Here is a 20532-nt window from a genome sequence, read left to right as displayed (position 1 = left end):
TTTTAAAATTAAGCTTTTCTATTTGTTTGCTAACAAGTAAGCTTTAAATGTATCGTAATCCACAGGAAGTTCTGTCGTAAGCTTTGCTCTGTCAGCTAATGCTTCTGCTCCTGCAGGTAACGTTACCTTTTCAAAAATTGAAGGTGAAATGGCATCAGGGAATTTACAAGGATGGGCAGTCGATAGGAAAACAGACGCATAAGTCCCTGCTTGATCTTTCTTATATTGCTCCGCTGCCAGATATGCTATCGCTGTATGAGGACAAGCAACATAACCATACTTAGCAAACAATTCGTCCATTGCAATCTTCGTTTCTTCATCAGTATAAGTATAAGAAGAGATCGTTGCACGTAGTTCCTCAATATTCTGCGCAAATAGATCTTGGATTCGTACCCAATTACTTGGATCACCAACATCCATTGCATTAGCCAATGTCTGAATAGAAGGTCGAGGTTCATACAAGCCATCTTTCAGAAAACGAGGAACGGTATCATTAACATTAGTACCTGCGACAAAATGTTTCACGGGAAGACCTAACTTATATGCTAATAGCCCTGCCCCTATATTTCCGAAATTACCGCTCGGTACGGTAAAGACCACCTCGTCGATACCTTGTGACTTCAGCTGTGCGTAGGCCCAAAAATAATAGAAAGTCTGCGGAATCAACCGAGCTATATTAATCGAATTCGCAGAGGTCAAACGGAGTTCTCCAGCTAAAGAAGGATCATTAAATGCAGTTTTCACAAGCGCTTGACAATCGTCAAATGTTCCATCGATCTCTAAAGCACGGATATTTTGACCATTTGTGGTAAGCTGCTCTTCTTGAACTTTCGATACTTTTCCTTTTGGGTAAAGTATAGTAACCCGTGTTCCTTCAACACCTAAAAATCCTAAAGCAACAGCTCCTCCTGTATCTCCCGATGTCGCTACCAATACATCCAATAAGCTATCGCCCTCTTTGGAGAAATAAGCCATTACCCGACTCATAAAACGAGCACCGAAATCTTTAAACGCATAAGAAGGTCCATGAAATAGCTCTAGCACAGCCAAATCTTTGTCAAGAAACTTAACCGGTGCATCAAAATTAATAGCATCTTTCACCAAAGCTTTCAAGTCATCCGAAGGAATATCTTCTCCGATTAACGCATGCGCAATATGAAAAGCGATGTCCTGTAAAGAGTATTGTTGAATATTACGGATGAATGCAGGATCAAGTGTAGGAATCACTTCAGGCATGTAAAGTCCCTTATCTTCAGGCAAAGAGTTAAATACAGCTTCTTGAAACGAAACACGCAGGTCTTTATTATTAGTACTATATAGTCTCATTTTTATTTTCTGTTTGTCTATTTATAAAAAATTGAAAAATAATTTAGTTCAGTATTTTTGGTCCGTTCACATTAACCGAAGAGACATATTTTAAGCTTTCAATGTCACAATCTGTTAGATGTTGTTGAATTCGGGAAGCCGCACGTTCAGCAGCCTCTTTTCCCCGTGCAATAGCAACTACAGAGGGACCTGATCCAGAAATACCAAAGCTTAGCGCTCCAGCCTCTAAAGCGAGGCGTTTCATTTCATAAAACTCAGGAATTAGAATTGCCCGAGTTGGTTCAATGAGGACATCCTGCATACTTCGACCGATCAATGCATAATCACCTTCATACAAACCAGCGATCAGACCTGCAATATTTCCCCACTGGGTAACAGCATCCTTTAACCATACTTTTTCTTTAATCAGTTGCCTAGCGTCACGGGTAGGCACGTCCACCTGCGGAAAAACCACTCCAGCATAAAGTTCATTCGGAACTGGTAATCGCACAATGTCTAACGGATCATAGCCTCGGATCAACGTAACTCCCCCCATCAATGCAGGAGCAACGTTATCAGCATGACCATGACCGCATGCCAATCGCTCTCCTTCTACACAAAAAGGCATCAGCTCTTCCTTCGAAAGCGGATTTCCTAAAAGACTGTTTATTGCGAAAAGTCCAGCTACTGTGCTAGCAGAACTAGACCCTAACCCACTGCCTATAGGCATATGTTTTGTAAGCTCAATTTCAACGCCCAACTCATCCGCAATTCCGAGATGTTCCAGTAACATCTTCACACAAGCGCTCACCGTATTTTTGTCGGCATCGAGAGGCAATCGACCATCATCGCCATGTATAGCCCGAATACGTACCCCAGGCTCTGCGACCCGATACATCTTCACTTCGTCGCCCGGATAATCTAACGCAAAGCCTAACACATCAAAACCACAGATCATATTCGCTACTGTTGCGGGAGCAAATACGTGCACCTGTTCACGCAGATTACCAAAATCTATCGCATATTCTTTCTTCTCCATTGATTCCATCATATAAGCATTAAGCACCAACATTCACTAAATCTGCAAAAACTCCTGCAGCGGTTACTTCCCCTCCAGCTCCTGGACCCTTCACAACAAGTGGACGATCCTTATACCGTTCTGTCGTAAATGATATAATATTATCACTTCCAGATAGCGAGAAGAAAGGATGCGTTTGGTCTACCATCTCCAAAGCAATAGTTACCTTACCATTTTCCAATTTACCGATATAACGAATTACCTTCCCTTCGTTTTCCGCTTTTTGCTTCAATTCGTTAAAATATAAGTCCGCTTTCAATAACTCGGTGTAAAAATCATCTACTGACGTCGCTTTCAGGCAATTTTCAGGTAGTATAGCCCCTAAATCGACATCCGATGCTTCCAAAGCATAACCTGCATCACGAGCTAAAATTAACATCTTACGCATAAAATCCACACCACCTAAGTCATCGCGAGGATCCGGTTCGGTATAACCGAGCTCCTGCGCTTTTTTAACCGTTTCGTAGAAAGAAGCATCGCCAACAAAATTATTAAAGATGTAAGAAATAGTACCGGATAGTATTGCTTCGATCTTCACAATACGATCACCGCTCATCATCAAATCTTTCAATACCCGTACAATTGGAAGTCCTGCCCCCACATTCGTCTCGTAAAAAAAGTCTACCCCATGCTTACGAGCTGTCTCATGCAAAAGTTTATATTGTGCATAATCTCCGGAATTTGCGATCTTATTACAAGTAACAATGGATATGTTGGCCTTAAATATATCTTCATAATACGTACTAGGAAGTTTACTAGCGGTATTATCCACAAACACACAATTAGGAAGATTCATCGCCTTCATACGGTCAATGAAAGACGACAAGTCAGACAACTCTCCTGCAGCATCCAACAATGTAGACCAATTTTCCAGATCAACACCATTAGCGTCGAAAAGCATCTTGCGGGAATTTGCAATTCCTACGACCTTTATCTCTATATCGTTATTCTCCAAGAGAAAATTATGCTGTTCGTGTATTTGTTTAAACAGCGTCGAACCGATATTACCCGTTCCTAAATTAAAAACATATAACGTCTTTTTTAGCTGTGCAAAGAACGCATCATGAACCGCATTTAATGCTTTTCCTAGGTTTTCTTTGCCTATAATCACCGAAATATTCAATTCTGATGATCCTTGAGCTATCGCCCTAACGTTAATTCCGTTTCTTCCTAAAGCATAAAATAAACGCCCTGACATGCCAGGTGTACGCTTCATATTTTCACCAACTATTGCCAATACCGATAGGTTATCTTCTACCGTTGGCAATTGGAGTTTATTCGCTTCCAATTCTAACTCAAACTCAATTTCAATCAATTTAACGGCCTTCGTCGCATCATCCGGATTAACGGCAAACGTAATACTATGTTCCGACGACGATTGAGTAATCAATACTACGTTGATCTGCTCCCTCGCTAATAGCGTAAACAAACGTCCGCTAAAACCCGATTTACCAATCATACCGCTTCCCGACAAGTTGATAACGGAGATATCCGATATAGAAGATATACCCTTAATTGGAAAAATAGACTTACCACTTTCAAACTGAATAATAGTTCCGGGAAATTCAGGTTCGAACGTATTCCTTATTACAATAGGGATTTTCTTTAAAAAAGCGGGAATCATGGTTGGCGGGTAAATCACTTTCGCACCAAAATAAGATAATTCCATCGCTTCAGTATAGGACAAAACCGGCTGGGAAAATGCTTTCTTCACGATACGTGGATCAGCAGTAAGCATTCCATTCACATCCGTCCATATCTCAATTGTTGATGCTTGAAGAATAGCGCCAAAAATTGCTGCCGTATAATCCGAACCTCCTCTTCCTAATGTCGTCACCCGTCCTTTCTCGTTTGATCCAATAAAACCTGTAACAAACAACAATTTATCAGCATGCGTATGAGCCAACGACTGAATCAATTGCTCTGTTAGCACCTCATTAACATGCGCATGACCAAAGTTAGTATCTGTTTTCACGTAATGCGAAGCGTCTAAATATTCGGCCTCAACAACATATTGTTCCATCACTTTGGATACCATGTAATTGGAAAGGCGTTCTCCAAAAGAGATAATCAAATCTTTACTCTGCGGACTCAATTCTTTCAAAGAACTAACACCTTGGAGAATTTCCTCCAAGTCGTTCAACATCAGCTTTAGCTTTGTAAAAACGGGATTCTGAAATTTAACAGCTATTAATTTTTTCACGACATCAAAATGGCGCTCCTCTAGAAATTTCAGATCATCGTCAAAGGGAACTCTTTCAGCTGCGTTTTCTGCCATTTTTGTAAGCAAATTTGTAACGCCTGACATCGCAGACAAAACAACCAAAGGCTTTTCTCCAGCATCGTGCGATTTTTTTACGATGTCTAGTACAGCACTGATACTTTCTACCGTACCTACCGACGTTCCCCCAAACTTTAATACTTTCATTTTAGCTTATTTTTATATTTTTTAAATAGTGTGTTTCAATAAAAAAAGCCTTCCCGTTGGAGGAAGGCTCTATATGTCGTGTACACTTTCTTATACAATAGAATTACTTCCTCCGCTGAAAATCGCCGGTGGTAATAATAATCGTTGTAATAATTCCGTGTTTACTTCTCATGTTTGAAATTTGGTTTAAATATAAGAGATAATATTTAAAACTATCAAATAAATTTTAAATTTATTACAATTTTGTCAAAAGAGATCCCATAAGAACCTTTTCTAGCGAGAGCTTATATTCCGCAGTTATATGCCATAAGTGGATTTGAGAAATTGTTAAAAATAGTTAAAGTTGTGTTAAATAATCTGAAATATGTTTGGATGCATAGACATAATGTATTAGATTTGCTTCAGTCTGTGTAGAAAATACAAGACAAGAATAAACAAGTTGTATATTAAAGCGAACAAATGAATACAAAGAAACTAGTAGCAGGAATGCTCTTCATAGGCTTATGTCTAGTGTCGCAGGCACAAACAACAAAACCAAAAACAACCTCATCCGATCCCGATAACCTAGCAAAAGAATATTTTTCACAAATAATGGGCGTAGCATCAAATGCGATGGCGAATACCAAGCTCTATCAATTTGTATACGAATGGTTAGGAACGCCCTACAGATTAGGGGGAGATTCAAAAAAGGGAATTGATTGCTCTAAATTTTCGCTTGCTGTCTATGAGAATGTATTCAATACAACCATAGGATATAACAGTCGGAATCAGTATGCGAACGTTAAGCCTATACGCAAAAACGATTTGCAACCTGGCGATTTAGTATTTTTTAAAATCCGTAGCCGAAGCATAACACATGTTGGTGTATTTTTGGGTGATGACAAATTCGCACACGCTTCATCGAGTCGTGGGGTAATGGTAAGTGATTTAAACGACGCTTATTGGAAACGTTATTACTACAACGGAGGAAGACCTTACGAGGAGTCAGGCACTATGACAGCCAATTCGATGACTTCCGAAGATGAAAACAAGAATTTAAACTAGTTTCTATTATTCAAAATAAAAAAAGGGTCTGCATACTATTTGCAGGCCCTTTTTTATAAAACACATCGTACCCTATACTTTTATTATTCTCCATCGATAATAGCGCGCAATCCCGAAGAAAATTATAGACCGCTATTCTTGCTGATTCCATCGAATCATGAGCGTTTTATTAAAAGATTTAGTACTTTTACCTCAAAGAAATCAAAGAAAAGAACATGTCTAATAAGAGAACGCTTATCTTAGATAAAGAGCAAATACGACAAAAATCAATCCGTATTGCTTATCAAATTTTAGAAGATAATTTTGAAGAGGAATCCATTGTATTGGTAGGTATTGCCGATAGAGGCTATATCTTTGCAACGAGATTACAGAAAATTCTACAAAGTATTGCTCCAGATAAAAAATTTGAGTTATTAAAAGTAACCATTTCAAAAACGAAGCGAAGCTTAGAGGCACGTACAGATCACGCGATTGACGTAGCTACCAATAAGGTCATTATCTTGATAGATGATGTACTTAACAGCGGGCGGACACTCGCTTATGGGTTAGGTATGTTTCTAGATATTCCGTTAAAAAAGATGCGCACAGCTGTCCTAATCGATAGATCGCACCATCAATTCCCTTTGTTTAGCGATTACTATGGATTGAAGCTTTCAACAATTTTAAAAGAACATGTTGAAGTTGTATTGGAAGAATTTGACAATGAAGAGGATGCGGCTTGGCTATCTTAGCCGCATCTGATATACCCAAACAAACATGCTATGCTGCAATACAACAAAAGGCACGCTTACTAAGATTTTTTGATTCTCAATTTCTGTCCAATTTTCAAAGCACTTCCTTTTAGATTATTATCAGCTCTAATAGCAGATACAGTACTTCCCTTAAAACGTTCTGCAATATGCGATAATGTATCACCTTTTCTCACAGTATAGGTTACATACGTTATCGTTTTCTTTTTTTCCGTGGAAGATACCTTAGCCAATAGTGTAGATTCCTCTTTCTTCACGAGTAACGTTCGCCCAGCAATTTGGCTTTGAGCAGACAATCCATTCCAAGCTTTCAAATCCTGTACACTGACACCGAATTTACGAGACAAGGAAGTGAGCGTTTCGCCTTTTTTCACGCGGTAAGCCAAGGATGACGCTGTGTTTTCCTGACTTTCAAATTGTCTCAGCTTATCCACAGGAACATTCCCTCCTGTATTCAATGCGATATAAAGTAAACTATCATTCAATTGCACTGTCTCCGGTAAAATTAAACGTCTTGGTCTTTCTACACTAGCGACCACCACGGTACGTTTGAGAGAAGGATTAAACTTCTTTAAGGTTTCTAACGGCAAATTAATGGCCTCAGCCACTGCGTTTAAATTCACATTATTTTCTACCATCACAGGTTTCGCCTTCAACGCAAAATCCGTGCTAGCAGCTTCAATTCCATATTCGTTCGAATGCTTTAACACATAGGTCATCGCAATGAATTTAGGAATATAATTTCGAGTTTCTTGAGGTAGAAATGGAGATAATTGCCAAAAGTCTGGATGATCAATCCCAGAACGTTGAATAGCTCGACGGACAGCGCCCCTTCCACAGTTATACGACGCTAGCGCTAACAACCAATCGTCAAATTCTTCAAAGGCTTCCTGAAAATAACGACCGGCAGCAAAACAAGCTGCATAGGGATCTTTTCGTTCATCAATATCCCCATTCATCGCCAGATCATAAATTTTCGCTGTACCATACATAAATTGCCAAGGACCAACAGCCCCAGAGCGAGAGACCAAATGAGGGTCAAGGGAAGATTCTACCACCGATAAGTATTTAATTTCATCGGGAAGATTACTTGCCCGCAAAATCTCCTCATAGATAGGAAAATAGTATTGAGCTAATCCCTGCAGCTTGCACATATAAGGATGATAGTTCGCAGAGACATATTTATCAATAAAGAACTTGATTTGTTCGTTGAAGGCCAAGGGAACAGTCTTCTGTATTTTACGCATCCTATTAAACACCAAGGAATCCTCAGCAGAATGAAGCGGATCCGAGTAAGAAAGCCGCTTTAATGAATCAATGCCGGAAAAAATGGCTTCACGTTGACTCGTTACAAGTTCCTTTAAATGCAACGGGTATTCCGATTCTATTATAGCCATATCTTGCGCATGTACTTTAAGCTGAGAACAGCACGCGCAAATAATGGCTACCCATAAATGTTTTTTTATCATAAGGTTTTATTTTATGAAAAATTCACTGTCTAGGTATTACGATTTAGATATTGTTAACATTAATTTTTTAAACGTCAGTATTATAATATTAGTATAAAACTTCCTGAAAAATTAAAGAGTTTCATAGTATTCACTATGAAACTCTTTATGTCTTTTTTAAACCCTATTTATTGGTTATTCTGGTTGTTGTTGGTATTATTGTTTTTAGTCTCATTGGGGTCTTCACGTTGCCCATCCTTAAACTCTTTAACACCACGTCCCAGCCCACGCATCAATTCCGGAATCTTCTTACCTCCAAAAAGTAGTAAAACTAAAACCACTATGACGATAATCTCCTGAGTCCCGATAAATAATAATCCCGATGTATACATAGTCTTAAATTCTTAACGTTGCTTTCATTATCAACGTTTTACAAATATATAATTAAATTTTTTAAATCCTTGTAACTATTTTGCTAACCACGAAGATGGATTCATAGCCGTCTGTCCTTGAAAAACACCAAAATTAACGACAGAGTAACCCGCATCAGTATCCTCATCAGCTACACCAATCTGCTGGCCTCTACCAATTTTTTGCCCTTTCCTAACCGACACACTCTTCAGATTGGAATAAGAAGTAAAATACTCCCCGTGTTTAATAACCACAAAACTTCCAATAACCTGCACAACCTCTCCCTCGAACACAGCTTTAACAGAAGCATTTGTTGCTGTTCGTATCGCAATATCAGAGTTATCTATACGGACATTTCGCTCTACAGTTTCAAATCCAAAGTTACGAACGATATTTCCTTGCGAAACAGGCCATGGCAACCGCCCCCTATTAGATTTAAAGTCTGCAGAAAGTTTAGCAGCTTCCGGTGTCGAGCGTAAAATCTCACTATCCGATTTTCTAGGGGTCTTCTTCTCTACTTCTTCAACCGTCTTACCCGTACGCTTCGCTTCCGCCTCAGCAGCTTTACGCCTAGCTTCTTCCGCTCGACGACGCTCTTCCTCAATTTCTCGACGAATAGCAGCCTGAATCATCGCATCTATCCTTTTCTTCTCTTGCTGTTTCTTTGTCAACTGCCCCTTGAAACTTGATTCCTCTCTCTTCAGCTGACTGAGTTCCTTAGCATGCTCAGCTCTATCTTTTGCAATAATAGACCGCTCTTGCTGTTGTTCTTTTAACAATTGATTCTGAGTCTGTCTATCTCTCTCTAATTGTGCAATCTTTAATTCGATTTCCTTTTTAGTTCCCTCTATTTCGGCAGCTTTTATTTTCCGCGCATCATTAAACTGTTGGAGATACTTCACCCGCTTAAAAGCCTGATTGAAATCTTTCGACGCGAATATAAACATCAGCTTATTATATCCATTCTTGTTACGAAAAGCAAAAAGAATCATTTTCTCATAATCCTTTCTCAGCTTCTCCAGTTCAGCTTTCAACTGTTCTACTTTCTTTGTATTTAACTGTATATTACCGTTTATGATACGTAATTCCGCATTAATCGTCCCTATCTTATCCTCACGTAAATCAAGCTGACGACTTAATGCATTAACCTCTTTCTGAGATAATAACTTTTCTTGAGTCTTTGCCCGCAACACTTTCGTCAGCTCCGCAATTTCAACATCTATTTTTTCACGTTGCTTTTTTAATTCCGCACTACTTTGCGCGGAAACAAGCCCTAACCCCAACCCGCACAATAACAAGACACTAACTATTATTCTCTTTAAATCCATGAACTGTTTCTCTCTAAATATCAGTTAAAACAAGCCTACAAAAATAATGATATACATTTTATACGCGTAATTATTTTAGTATTTCATCCAAATATCGATTAATTTATCACCTTATAACGTGCTGAAACAGAAAAGGGCATATCGACAGCCTCATTAAAAGACACCTTATTATAACTTAACTGTGCTTTAATGGCTATATTTTCACCACGAATATCTAACGCCATATTCTGGGGGAAATTATATCCGCTGATTTTCGAGTAGTCTGCATAAAAAGCCTCCAGATTTTGAGTTCCCCCAACCTCCTGCAGCATAAAATTGAATGGTCTATTTTCTTTATTAATACGATATTGATAAGAAAGTTGATCTTTTATACCCACAAGGATAAATTCATCCGTAGCACTTGCCACTTGCACATTATCGGTACGCAATAAATTAGAAGATACATTTGCCAAGAAAAGATCTTGCAATGTACTGAAAGTAACCCCATTATTTGTGTAATGGTAAATATAATCAAACGGTTTCGCCAAATATTCCCCTTGTAGTTTATTCAGAATCTTCACACTATCAGGGGTGATCAAAACGCGGGCAACTTCCACGCCCAAGATTGCCGTGACAGAAAACCAAATCGCTTTATCTCGTTGGACACGTACATTGACTGTAACATCCTGTGTTTGCTTATTCATTTCAATCTTCGTTTTCGCTCTACCCGAAAATGTATGAAAATCTAAATTATTCAACTCGAACGTCTTTATCACGGCAGAATGAGCCGTACTCAATTCATTAGGCTTTTCGGTTGAGGGTAGATTAACCCGTTGCCTTGTTTTACAAGATACGAATACACAAACAACTAAACTTAAAACAATGAATTTATTCCACATAACTCTTTTTTTCAATTTTGGATTTCAACTTCTCCTTATCAACACCTACTCCATCTCCCATCGATAAAGCTTTCTCCCACTGTTTTAATGCCTCTTTCGTATGACCAGATTTGTACAATATATCGCCATAATGTTCAAACAGCACTGCCGAAGGTGATGATCCGCGCAATGCTTTCTCCATCCACTTTAACGATTCCTTATATTTTTCTTGCTTAAAAAGCACCCATGCATACGTATCTTGAAAGGTTGCAGATCCTGGATCCAGCTCATTTGATTGACGTGATAGCTTTTCTGCTAGATCTAATTTCTCGTTTCTTTCTGATAGATAGTAAGCGTAGTTATTCATCGCCGTAACATTTGTACTATCGAGCTTAATAGCCTCCTCATAGGCTACATCGGAGACATCGCTCATTTTCAATTTATGATAAAGATCACCAAGTCCCGCATAAATAAGAGATTGCAGGTACGTATTTTCTTCTGTGCTATTATCTAAAGCTGTTTCTAGCATACGGCGAGCATTGGTAGCATCATCTTTAACCAAATAAGCCAACCCTGTAAAGTAAAGCAACATGGGATTGTTAGGATTTGCTTCCAACGCTTCAAAGCCATGCTTGATAGCTTGATCGGACTCATTCAACGCCATTTCTACATTCATCAACATGCGCCAAGCATCAATATGATTCGGATTGATACCCACTGCTGTCAAGAAAAGAGAGCGGGCTTCCTGAGCTTGACCTTTTCGCCAAAGCACGTCTCCTTTGGCGACATGGCTATCGGCAACCCGAGGATGTTTAAGAACCAACAGGTTGGCTAACTGCTGAATCTGGTCTAGGGTAAATTTTGATTTGCCACTTAGAAGGGTAAACATAACCCGATGTTTATCTACGTAATTGATAGCATTCGATTCAAAAGCCTTCTTCAATGCATCAAATGCCAGTTTATCTTTTTGATTCGCATCATAAGCGTCAGCCAAGTCAAGATAAAGTAAATCGTCCTTTGTATTAAGAATACCGCGATCAAGGACTTGTACAGCAGCTTTTGGTTGGTTTTTATCCAAATAAATATAACCCAAAGTACTATAAACCTGGCGGATTCCGGAGTTTTTAGCGGCCCAAGGCGTTAAAATTTTCTCTGCTTCCGCTTTACGATCCATATCGACCAAGATTTCTGCCTTGATAACGTCTAATGTATCCGAAGCTCCAAATTTAGACGACGCGTCGTCATAACTTAAAAGTGCTGCTTCAGATTGCTTATTGGCATGCATGAGCATAATCTTTTCTCTATACAACGCCGCATTCTTCGGATAAACCGTGATAACGCTATTCAAAACCCCAATTGCTGCATCTAAATTCCCGCTACCTTTAAATAGCTCCATCAAATAATTCGCAAAAAGCAAATTACTTGGTTCCAACTCAAACGCTTTTTGCGCAAGTGGAATGGCAACCTCTAAATTACGAGCCTGCCCAAATAGCAAGGCCTTAGCATAGTAAACTTCCGCCGCATCAGGATACTTAGCAATGACTGCATCCAATGTTTCAACAGCCCCGCTTACATCTCCAGAACGTAGCTTACCTTCTACTAAAGCCAGTTCTTGCTTATAAGGTTTGTCTGGCCCTTGGAATTGCTGAGCATTTAGTCTGACACTTCCTATTAATCCCGCAATCGTTAATACACCTATGCAAGCAATCGTTTTATAAATCTTCATTAATTTTCCTTCTTCGTTTACAACACTTTATTATAAAGATGGCAAAAAAAAGCAAAAGTTTACTTATTTCGTCTTAAAACATGTTAAATCTTCGCCGTTGCCTCAATTTTTGACACAAAAAAAAATTGAGGCAAACAGATATCAAGTTGGCTATCTGCAAATCCTAAACGCATATAATTGGAGCAAACGATAAATTAAAGGATCAATGTTTAATAGACATAGTAGACAAAAATAAATTTCACTTTTATATTTCAGAATAATTATCGTACCTTTGCAGACCTCATTGTAGGGATTACAGGAGGATATAAATATTTATTAATTAATTAAATAAAAGCAAGTGAATACGTTAAGTTACAAAACTGTCTCTTCTAACAAAAACACCGTTAACAAAGAGTGGATTGTTATTGATGCGGAAGGAGAGATTTTGGGGCGCTTGGCAAGTGAGATTGCGAAAGTAATCCGTGGAAAGCACAAGCCTACATTTACCCCACACGTAGACTGTGGAGATAACGTAATTGTTATCAATGCAGACAAAATTAGATTGACAGGAAACAAACTAGGCGACAAAGTTTATGTTCGCTACACAGGCTATCCAGGTGGTCAGCGTTTTGTTTCTCCAAAAGAGTTATTGGCAAAACACCCTGAGCGCATCATCGAGAAAGCTGTTCGTGGTATGCTTCCTAAAAACCGTTTAGGTCGTCAATTATTCAAAAACCTTTATGTTTATGCTGGAACAGAGCACAAGCATGAAGCACAAAGTCCAAAACCAGTTAAATTTTAAGGAGAGCAAACATGTTAACAACTAACACTTCAGGTAGAAGAAAAACTGCTGTTGCCCGCATTTACTTAACTGCTGGTAGCGGAAACATTACCGTAAATGGTAAAGATTATAAAGAATATTTCCCAACATTGCCTTTGCAATACATCATTACTCAGTCTACTGAAGTAGCGGGTGTTGCAGGAAATTTTGATGTGAAAGTTAACGTTCAAGGTGGTGGTGTCAAAGGACAAGCTGAAGCAGTACGTTTAGCAATTGCTAAAGCTTTAGTAGAACTTGACCCAGAAGTAAAACCAGCTTTACGTGCAAAAGGTTTAATGACGCGTGATGACCGTATGGTTGAACGTAAGAAACCAGGACGCCGCAAAGCACGTAGAAGATTCCAATTCAGTAAACGTTAATCAAAGGAGGATCAAAAAATGGCAAGAACAACTTATCAAGAATTATTGGATGCAGGTGTGCACTTTGGTCACCTTACACGTAAATGGGATCCGAAAATGGCTAAATACATTTTCATGGAACGCAACGGTATCCACATCATTGACTTGAACAAAACTCTTACGAAATTAGAAGAGGCTGCTTCAGCAATCAAACAAATCGTAAAGTCAGGTCGTAAAGTACTATTCGTAGCTACTAAAAAACAAGCAAAAGAAATCATCGCTCAACAAGCGAAAGACGTGAACATGCCTTTCGTAACAGAAAGATGGTTAGGTGGTATGCTTACAAACTTTGCAACAGTTCGTAAGTCTATCAAAAAGATGTCTAACATCGATAAAATGCAAAAAGACGGTACTTACGATGTACTATCTAAAAAAGAGAAATTAATGATTCAACGTGAGCGTATCAAGTTAGAAAACCTCTTAGGCGGTATTGCTGATTTGAACCGTTTGCCAGCAGCTTTATTCATCATTGATGTTAAAAAAGAACACATTGCTGTTGCTGAGGCAATCAAATTGAACATTCCTACTTTTGCAATGGTCGATACAAACTCTGACCCTTCAAATATCGATTTCCCTATTCCTGCAAATGATGACGCTACAAAGTCTATCAGTTTAATCGCTGGAATTATCGGAAAAGCTATCCAAGAAGGTTTGGAAGAACGTAAACGCGACAAAGAAGAGGATGCAGAAAAAGAAGCTGCGGCTGCTAAAGCTGCTGTAGATAGCGGTGAAGCTGTTGACGCTAACGCTGGAAAACGCCCTCGTAAAGCGAAAGACGGAGAATAATATTTTATATTAAGCCGGATAAACGAGTGTTAGCCAATTTGAAGCCTAGCTTCAGAGCGTCTACATATGTTTGTCCGGTTTTTTGTTATTTAACAAAAGTTTAATGCCCACGTAGCATGTTAATGTTATACTTGAAGGGCTTTTAGATTGTAAAATTTTTTAAAGAAATAAAACATGTCAGTACAAATTTCTGCATCAGATGTAAACAAATTGCGTCAACAAACTGGCGCTGGTATGATGGATTGTAAAAAAGCATTAGTAGAAGCGAATGGTGATTTCGAAGCAGCTGTTGACTACTTACGTAAAAAAGGTGCTAAAGTAGCAGCTAGCCGTCAAGACCGTGATTCAAACGAAGGTGTAATTATTGCGAAAGCTACAGCAGATGCTAAATCAGGCGTTGTTGTAGAAGTAAACTGTGAAACTGACTTCGTAGCTAAAAATGCTGATTTCATCGCTTTTGCGGAGAAAATCGCAGAGATAGCTTTGTCTAATCAACCGGCTTCTCTTGATGAATTGAAAGCTTTGGAAATCGACGGTAAGAAAATTGCTGACGCTTTGATCGAGCAGACAGGTGTTATCGGTGAAAAAATCGATGTATCTAAATACGAAACTATCTCTGCAGAGAAAGTAGTAGCTTATATCCATGGTAACTACCGTTTAGGCGTATTAGTTGGTCTTTCGGCAGATGCTGAAGGTGCTGAAGATGCGGGTAAAGATGTTGCAATGCAAATTGCGGCAATGAATCCAGTAGCAATCGATAAAGATGGTGTTGATTCTCATACGATCGAGCGTGAGCTTGAAATTGCAAAAGAGCAAATTCGTGCAGAAGGTAAACCAGAAGAAATGGTTGAGAAAATTGCAGCTGGTAAATTGAATAAATTCTACAAAGAATCTACGTTGTTGAACCAAGAATTCGTAAAAGATTCTTCTAAAAACATCGCTCAGTTTTTAGATTCAGTAGCAAAAGGCTTAACTGTAACTGCATTCAAACGCGTACAATTAGGTGCTTAATTTTAAGCAACTATAAATAGAGCGTATTGCTCCTTTAATAAGGTCCATTTCTTTCCGGAGAAATGGACCTTATTTTTTTCAAAGTATCGGCCTATACAATTTGCACTAAAAAGATCATAATTATACCTGCTATTTCTGGGTCTCCATCAAAGCAGATGCATCCTCCGCCATGCGAATAAACTCCATACGGTAGCCTTCCTCGTCAAGCCCCTTGGCCTCCCTGGCTCGAGTTATCAATGAAGAGAAATTCGAAGACTGTCTGAACGGAGAATTTCGCAACAACATACCGAATTCTGCTACGGCAGAAGCGAAACGAAAATCTGCCGATACTTTTTCTAAAGCCACGACATTATTCGAAACAGTCTTTTGTTGCAATTTTGACTTTTCACTCTGCGGCTCTTTATATCGAAATTTAACGGTAGCAATTTCTGTTGTCGTGCTTTCATTGACCGCCTCGTTTGTCTTTTGGTATTTCAATTTATCTACTGTACCGACCATTGCTGAGTTAATGCCTTTTGGAATCAACTCATAAAGAGCTGTCACGGTATGGCCTACCCCCATATCTCCACCGATCTTAGCATCATTATTAAAATCTTCAGCTTCCAAAAGACGGTTTTCATAACCAACCAAACGATATGCTTGCAGGTATGCAGGATTAAATTCAACCTGTATTTTTACATCTTTTGCTACCGTAAATAATGTTGCTCCAAATTCATGAACTATAGCTTTTCTAGCTTCCGAAATATTATCGATATAAGCGTAATTCCCCCTACCCTTATCCGCTAAAATCTCCATTTTACTATCTTTATAATTTCCCATGCCATACCCCAATATCGAAATATTAATACCACTTTCGCGCTCCTGTTCAATCAAACGTTCCATATCCTCATCCGTTGAAGCGCCTACATTAAAATCACCATCAGTAGCCATAATAATCCGGTTGTTGCCGTTCTTTATAAAATTTGTTCGAGCAATTTGGTAAGCCTTCTTAATTCCGGCCGAACCGGCTGTTGAACCAGCGGCCTCTAAATCATCTATAGCTTCCTTGATCTTCATTTTCTGATCACCAGTAGTACTCTCTAACTTCACACCTGCTGCCCCAGCGTAGGTCACAATTGCCACACGGTCCGTTGGACGCAACTGATCCACCAACATCTTTAAAGACGATTTAACTAAAGGTAACTTATTGTCGGTATACATCGATCCTGAAACATCAATTAGAAAAACGAAATTTGAAGCGGCTAAACTTTCCTTTTCTATATCCTTAGCTTTCAAAGATATACGCAACAATTGATGCTCAGGGTTCCACGGCGCACGAGTCAATTCTGTAAAAATCCGTACAGGCTCATCATTTTGAGGACCTTGCAAATCGTATTGAAAATAGTTTATCATCTCCTCTACCCTTACGGCATCTTGAGGAGGCAGAGTTCCCATTTTTAGCATACGGCGGACATTTGAATAAGAAGCGGCATCCACGTCAGCGGCAAAAGTGGAAAGCGGTTCTTTAAGCGGATTTAAGAACTTGTTTTCTTTTACGGCGGCGTAACTCTCCGTATTGTTAACCACAGGATGAATGGTGGACATTCCCCGAATCATCACCGAATTATTTTTCGCTGATCTAACGCGTGGACTGCCAACCCCCGACACCACCACTTCATCCAATTCCAAGACTTCCGCTTCCAGCAATATTGTTAACTTTTCTTGCTTATTGATCTTTACAGACATTGATTGAAAGCCAACCATTCTAATTAACAATTCATCTCCTTTTTCTACATCGATCACAAACTTTCCTTGACCATCCGTATACACGGAGCTAGCCGTTCTTTGATTAGTAACCAATGCCCCCACTACTACTGTCCGATCAGTGCGATAATAGACTGCACCACCAATTTGCCTTCCGAAGGTTGTACCTACACCCAAAAGCAACATACAAAATAACCATACTATCTTTTTCATAACTTTCTATTTTTGAAAACGGATGCACAGAAATATTAATTTCCATAAACAAGAAAAAAAAATTATTTTGCCAGCGAAATATGAAGCTTTCTACACCGTCTAAAACGAATCAAGAAGATAATATACTATTGACGAATTTTCGTTCAACAGGCGATTTAGAGGTGCTTGGTAAACTTTTCGCTAAACATAGCGAAATGGTATATTATGTCTGCTTGCGTTACTTCAAAGAGCAAGAAAAAAGCAAAGACGCCGTGATGCACATATTCGAAGAGTTAGTTTACAAAATAAACAAACAAGATATACTTGATTTCCCAAAATGGCTGTACGTTGTAAGCAAAAACCATTGTCTTATGGCCCTTCGCCGGGAGAAAAGTAATAATATCATTATTGTGGACGACTTTGTGGAATTTTCAAGCAACTTGCATCAAGACGATACTTATCAGGAGAAAGAGGAACGATTATCGCTATTGGAACGTTGTATAGAAAAGCTTCCTGAGAAACAAAAGCGCAGTGTCAACCTCTTTTTCATCAATGAGAAATGTTATAAAGAGGTGTCTGAGATAACGGGATACAGCCTAAATGAGGTAAAAAGCTATATCCAAAACGGAAAACGTAATCTGAAACATTGTATGGATAAAAATGGGAATTAAGCATTTTGACATAACTTATATCCGTAAATATGTTAACGGAGAACTATCTTCAAGTGAGATGTATGAAATTGAACGTGCCGCACACGAAGACGAGATGTTAATGGATCTGATACAGGGGCTAGAAATAGAAAAAGAGAGTAGAGGCACATTTCCTAAACAAGATCTTCAAGAAGCATTACTAAAAAGAACAACTAAAGATAGTCGACGTACAATATCCCTTTTGCAAAAATTTTCTATTGCAGCTTCTATCCTCATTATCTCCGGAATTGTTTGGTTTTTTGCGCAACAATATCTTCCATCTAAAATGGATAATCAACATGCTAATGTAGCCAATGACTCGATACAAAAAGAACATCCCCATACCACAACAGATCTCAACATTGACACATCCACTTCAAAAGAAAAAGATCATGCTGTGGATTCACGATTGGCCACCCTTCCGCCTAATAAAGCAAATGGCGTTAGCAAAAACAATAAATTGCGAAAAAGAGACAGCGAAGCAATACAGCAATCCATACCGAGATTAGACTCAATTGCATCTCAACAGGTCGCATCCACGGAAAAGATAATGCCACCTATTTTCGCAGATAGTGTAGATGGGACAAAAGTAGCGTTCATACCTCAAAAACCCACGGAAAAGAGTTCATCTTCTTCGCCACAAATTAGGATTCGAGGAGTGAGCACGGTGACTAATAAATCCACCAATACAGCTGTAGTTTTCGGAAAAGTTATTGACGATGAGACCAACGAAGCATTACAGAATGTACAATTAAGAGATCGAAAAACAGGTAAAACATTTCATACGGATAGTTCCGGAAATTTTGTCGCTTACTCGGATTCGTCGAAGGTTAATTTAGATATCAGCTACATTGGCTATGAGACACAAAATCTAATTGCCAGTACATCCGAACAAAAGATTAGACTACGTCAAGACAACGCCACATTGGAAGAAGTTGTAGTGGCTGGGTATAAACGTTCCAAACTGCCAAAAGCATCAGAACCTGCTGAAGGTTGGAAAGCTTTCAATCACTATGTCGAAATACAAACAAAAGCCATTACATTAGGAAAAGGAACAGTCACGCTTCTTTTTGACTTGGATGAAAACAATCATCCTTACAACATACGAGTTAAGAAAACGACGAATACCATGTTAAATAACAAGGCAATCGAAATTTTACACAATGGCCCTACATGGAAGAGGGGAAGTAAGTCTTCTGACATCGTTCTTAAAATTGTTTTTGACAATTAATTGAAAAAGCAGATTTCTTTTAGAAGTCCAAATTCTTTATTTTGTTGCTGTTTAACAAACGTATGAAGTATAAGCAAATCAACAACAACTCGATCAATCAAGTGATGCTGATTATCATCATCATCTTAATTAGTATCCTCGTCTTTCAAAATCTCTTATATTATCTACCAGGCTTTCTAGGTGCAATAACCCTTTACATTGTATTTAGAAATTGGTATTTTAATATCACAGAAGTAAGACGATGGAACCGGCATTTAACGAGCATGTTATTCATTGTGCTTTCTATTATTTTCATCGTCCTTCCCATTTGGGCATTAATTGACTATCTGGCACCACAGATTAATCACTTTCTGGAAAATAAAGAAGAACTTATTCAAAAATTCAACACCTTAAAGCTGTACATGCGTGACAAGCCATTTCTGAAAGATATCGATATGTCAGATACGGCGCTATTAGGTGTGATGCAACGACTAACGCGATATGTTCCTAATATTCTCAATTCAGTAGCTGAAGTAGCGATAAACATTATTGTTACGTTCTTCGTGCTGTACTTTATGCAGGTTAATGCAAAGAAGATGGAAGCAACCCTATACCGTGCTATACCATTCAGCAAAGAAAGTAAAAGAGAAATATGGACAGAGGTCAATCTTATGGTACGTTCCAATGCCATTGGTATACCAATTTTAGGATTTTGTCAAGGCGTGGTCGCCATGATTGGATACTGGATTTTTGGCATTGACAATTTTGTACTGTTAGGACTTTTGACGGGTATTTCTTCTATAGTTCCCATTTTAGGCACTATGACCATCTATATACCTCTCTGTGCCATCACCTTAGCCACAGGACAAACAGCCAATGCTATCGGACTTTTTATTTATTGTTTTATCCTTGTTGGAGGAATAGACAATATATTGCGCTTTACTATTCTAAAGACAATCGGCAACGTTCCACCCATGATCACTGTATTTGGCGTTCTTTTGGGTTTAAATATGTTTGGTATGCTTGGACTTATTTTTGGTCCTCTAATCCTCTCTTCTATCGGCGTACTAATTAAAGTCTACAGCCATGAATATGGAAAAGGTATTGTCAGAGATGTAATAGAACATCCCGAAGATGATACCGATGATATAAATAAAAAATGAGTGGTCCGAAAATCCTTTTTACCGTAAAGATGAACTTGGAATTCTACGCGTAAACTCCTATTCTGCCGGAGCAAACCAGGTCCCGATGATGGCGGCTTTTTATCAAACATGAGCGATACACCGTTGGAAGAAGTCGAACCTTAACA

General features: G+C 38.7%; 18 protein-coding genes. 9 read left to right on the top strand and 9 right to left on the bottom strand.

The genetic code is table 11. The annotated features are described in order from the left end of the window. Window positions 1-18 precede the first annotated feature (18 nt). The 3 genes from thrC to thrA are packed head-to-tail and all read right to left on the bottom strand — an operon-like array spanning window position 19 to window position 4811. Window positions 19-1326, bottom strand: coding sequence for a threonine synthase (gene thrC, locus ACSZOX_RS21900; protein WP_437922351.1), 1308 nt, complete (start codon window positions 1324-1326; stop codon window positions 19-21). A gap of 43 nt (window positions 1327-1369) precedes the next feature. Beyond that, complete coding sequence (locus ACSZOX_RS21895) at window positions 1370-2353, bottom strand: homoserine kinase (protein WP_437922373.1); 984 nt, start codon at window positions 2351-2353, stop codon at window positions 1370-1372. A gap of 10 nt (window positions 2354-2363) precedes the next feature. Further along, complete coding sequence (gene thrA / locus ACSZOX_RS21890; RefSeq protein WP_437922350.1) at window positions 2364-4811, bottom strand: bifunctional aspartate kinase/homoserine dehydrogenase I; 2448 nt, start codon at window positions 4809-4811, stop codon at window positions 2364-2366. A 459-nt stretch (window positions 4812-5270) separates the two neighbouring features. Between thrA and ACSZOX_RS21885 the strand changes: the two genes are divergently transcribed. Both ACSZOX_RS21885 and ACSZOX_RS21880 read left to right on the top strand, forming a co-directional pair. Next, window positions 5271-5855 carry a C40 family peptidase gene (locus ACSZOX_RS21885; RefSeq protein ID WP_437922349.1) on the top strand — a complete coding sequence of 195 codons (585 nt, stop codon included), beginning with the start codon at window positions 5271-5273 and terminating at the stop codon, window positions 5853-5855. Window positions 5856-6070: 215 nt separating this feature from the next. Then, on the top strand, window positions 6071-6586 hold the full coding sequence (locus tag ACSZOX_RS21880; protein ID WP_437922348.1) for a phosphoribosyltransferase family protein: 516 nt from the start codon (window positions 6071-6073) through the stop codon (window positions 6584-6586). Window positions 6587-6645: 59 nt separating this feature from the next. Here ACSZOX_RS21880 and ACSZOX_RS21875 read toward each other — a convergent pair whose 3' ends face one another. The 5 genes from ACSZOX_RS21875 to ACSZOX_RS21855 all read right to left on the bottom strand — a co-directional run bounded on the left by ACSZOX_RS21875 (window position 6646) and on the right by ACSZOX_RS21855 (window position 12374). Further along, entirely contained in the window at window positions 6646-8073 is a 1428-nt protein-coding gene (locus tag ACSZOX_RS21875; protein WP_437922347.1) for a LysM peptidoglycan-binding domain-containing protein, read from the bottom strand. Between the two features lie 167 nt (window positions 8074-8240). Further along, on the bottom strand, window positions 8241-8444 hold the full coding sequence (tatA, locus tag ACSZOX_RS21870) for a twin-arginine translocase TatA/TatE family subunit (protein WP_437922346.1): 204 nt from the start codon (window positions 8442-8444) through the stop codon (window positions 8241-8243). 75 nt (window positions 8445-8519) lie between these two features. Then, the gene (locus ACSZOX_RS21865; RefSeq protein ID WP_437922345.1) at window positions 8520-9791 is read right to left on the bottom strand and encodes a murein hydrolase activator EnvC family protein; all 1272 of its coding nucleotides are present in this window, start codon (window positions 9789-9791) and stop codon (window positions 8520-8522) included. 98 nt (window positions 9792-9889) lie between these two features. Then, window positions 9890-10669 (bottom strand): DUF4292 domain-containing protein, encoded by a 780-nt coding sequence (locus tag ACSZOX_RS21860; RefSeq protein ID WP_437922344.1) that lies wholly within the window; start codon window positions 10667-10669, stop codon window positions 9890-9892. After that, window positions 10659-12374 carry a tetratricopeptide repeat protein gene (locus ACSZOX_RS21855; RefSeq protein ID WP_437922343.1) on the bottom strand — a complete coding sequence of 572 codons (1716 nt, stop codon included), beginning with the start codon at window positions 12372-12374 and terminating at the stop codon, window positions 10659-10661. Before ACSZOX_RS21855 ends, ACSZOX_RS21860 begins: the two co-directional genes overlap by 11 nt. Before the next feature lie 337 nt (window positions 12375-12711). Between ACSZOX_RS21855 and rplM the strand changes: the two genes are divergently transcribed. The 4 genes from rplM (at window position 12712) to tsf (ending at window position 15389) form a co-directional block, all read left to right on the top strand. Beyond that, window positions 12712-13155, top strand: coding sequence for a 50S ribosomal protein L13 (rplM, locus tag ACSZOX_RS21850; protein WP_437922342.1), 444 nt, complete (start codon window positions 12712-12714; stop codon window positions 13153-13155). Between the two features lie 11 nt (window positions 13156-13166). Continuing rightward, a complete protein-coding gene (rpsI, locus tag ACSZOX_RS21845) occupies window positions 13167-13553 on the top strand; it encodes a 30S ribosomal protein S9 (protein ID WP_437922341.1) in 387 nt (128 codons plus the stop codon). Window positions 13554-13571: 18 nt separating this feature from the next. After that, window positions 13572-14378 (top strand): 30S ribosomal protein S2, encoded by an 807-nt coding sequence (gene rpsB, locus ACSZOX_RS21840; RefSeq protein WP_437922340.1) that lies wholly within the window; start codon window positions 13572-13574, stop codon window positions 14376-14378. 174 nt (window positions 14379-14552) lie between these two features. Beyond that, entirely contained in the window at window positions 14553-15389 is an 837-nt protein-coding gene (gene tsf, locus ACSZOX_RS21835; RefSeq protein WP_437922339.1) for a translation elongation factor Ts, read from the top strand. Window positions 15390-15518: 129 nt separating this feature from the next. On the opposite strand, the gene ACSZOX_RS21830 is transcribed toward tsf, so the two are convergent. Next, window positions 15519-17345 carry a YfbK domain-containing protein gene (locus ACSZOX_RS21830; RefSeq protein WP_437922338.1) on the bottom strand — a complete coding sequence of 609 codons (1827 nt, stop codon included), beginning with the start codon at window positions 17343-17345 and terminating at the stop codon, window positions 15519-15521. A gap of 80 nt (window positions 17346-17425) precedes the next feature. Here ACSZOX_RS21830 and ACSZOX_RS21825 point away from each other — a divergent pair, with 80 nt between their 5' ends. The 3 genes from ACSZOX_RS21825 (at window position 17426) to ACSZOX_RS21815 (ending at window position 20386) form a co-directional block, all read left to right on the top strand. Beyond that, window positions 17426-17995, top strand: coding sequence for an RNA polymerase sigma factor (locus ACSZOX_RS21825; RefSeq protein ID WP_437922337.1), 570 nt, complete (start codon window positions 17426-17428; stop codon window positions 17993-17995). Continuing rightward, window positions 17985-19244, top strand: coding sequence for a carboxypeptidase-like regulatory domain-containing protein (locus ACSZOX_RS21820; RefSeq protein ID WP_437922336.1), 1260 nt, complete (start codon window positions 17985-17987; stop codon window positions 19242-19244). The genes ACSZOX_RS21825 and ACSZOX_RS21820 overlap by 11 nt, the downstream gene beginning before the upstream one ends. A gap of 62 nt (window positions 19245-19306) precedes the next feature. Next, a complete protein-coding gene (locus tag ACSZOX_RS21815; protein WP_437922335.1) occupies window positions 19307-20386 on the top strand; it encodes an AI-2E family transporter in 1080 nt (359 codons plus the stop codon). Window positions 20387-20532: the final 146 nt, after the last annotated feature.

It is taken from the genome of Sphingobacterium sp. LRF_L2, assembly GCF_965644235.1.
In the GTDB taxonomy this organism is placed as follows: Bacteria; Bacteroidota; Bacteroidia; order Sphingobacteriales; family Sphingobacteriaceae; genus Sphingobacterium.
This window is presented reverse-complemented; position numbering and strand designations above follow the sequence as displayed.

Bases quoted from the DNA above. Each gene is read 5' to 3' on its own strand.
- thrC (WP_437922351.1), bottom strand. From the start codon at position 1,326: ATGAGACTATATAGTACTAATAATAAAGACCTGCGTGTTTCGTTTCAA.
- ACSZOX_RS21895 (WP_437922373.1), bottom strand. From the start codon at position 2,353: ATGGAATCAATGGAGAAGAAAGAATATGCGATAGATTTTGGTAATCTG.
- thrA (WP_437922350.1), bottom strand. From the start codon at position 4,811: ATGAAAGTATTAAAGTTTGGGGGAACGTCGGTAGGTACGGTAGAAAGT.
- ACSZOX_RS21885 (WP_437922349.1), top strand. From the start codon at position 5,271: ATGAATACAAAGAAACTAGTAGCAGGAATGCTCTTCATAGGCTTATGT.
- ACSZOX_RS21880 (WP_437922348.1), top strand. From the start codon at position 6,071: ATGTCTAATAAGAGAACGCTTATCTTAGATAAAGAGCAAATACGACAA.
- ACSZOX_RS21875 (WP_437922347.1), bottom strand. From the start codon at position 8,073: ATGATAAAAAAACATTTATGGGTAGCCATTATTTGCGCGTGCTGTTCT.
- tatA (WP_437922346.1), bottom strand. From the start codon at position 8,444: ATGTATACATCGGGATTATTATTTATCGGGACTCAGGAGATTATCGTC.
- ACSZOX_RS21865 (WP_437922345.1), bottom strand. From the start codon at position 9,791: ATGGATTTAAAGAGAATAATAGTTAGTGTCTTGTTATTGTGCGGGTTG.
- ACSZOX_RS21860 (WP_437922344.1), bottom strand. From the start codon at position 10,669: ATGTGGAATAAATTCATTGTTTTAAGTTTAGTTGTTTGTGTATTCGTA.
- ACSZOX_RS21855 (WP_437922343.1), bottom strand. From the start codon at position 12,374: ATGAAGATTTATAAAACGATTGCTTGCATAGGTGTATTAACGATTGCG.
- rpsI (WP_437922341.1), top strand. From the start codon at position 13,167: ATGTTAACAACTAACACTTCAGGTAGAAGAAAAACTGCTGTTGCCCGC.
- rpsB (WP_437922340.1), top strand. From the start codon at position 13,572: ATGGCAAGAACAACTTATCAAGAATTATTGGATGCAGGTGTGCACTTT.
- tsf (WP_437922339.1), top strand. From the start codon at position 14,553: ATGTCAGTACAAATTTCTGCATCAGATGTAAACAAATTGCGTCAACAA.
- ACSZOX_RS21830 (WP_437922338.1), bottom strand. From the start codon at position 17,345: ATGAAAAAGATAGTATGGTTATTTTGTATGTTGCTTTTGGGTGTAGGT.
- ACSZOX_RS21825 (WP_437922337.1), top strand. From the start codon at position 17,426: ATGAAGCTTTCTACACCGTCTAAAACGAATCAAGAAGATAATATACTA.
- ACSZOX_RS21820 (WP_437922336.1), top strand. From the start codon at position 17,985: ATGGGAATTAAGCATTTTGACATAACTTATATCCGTAAATATGTTAAC.
- ACSZOX_RS21815 (WP_437922335.1), top strand. From the start codon at position 19,307: ATGAAGTATAAGCAAATCAACAACAACTCGATCAATCAAGTGATGCTG.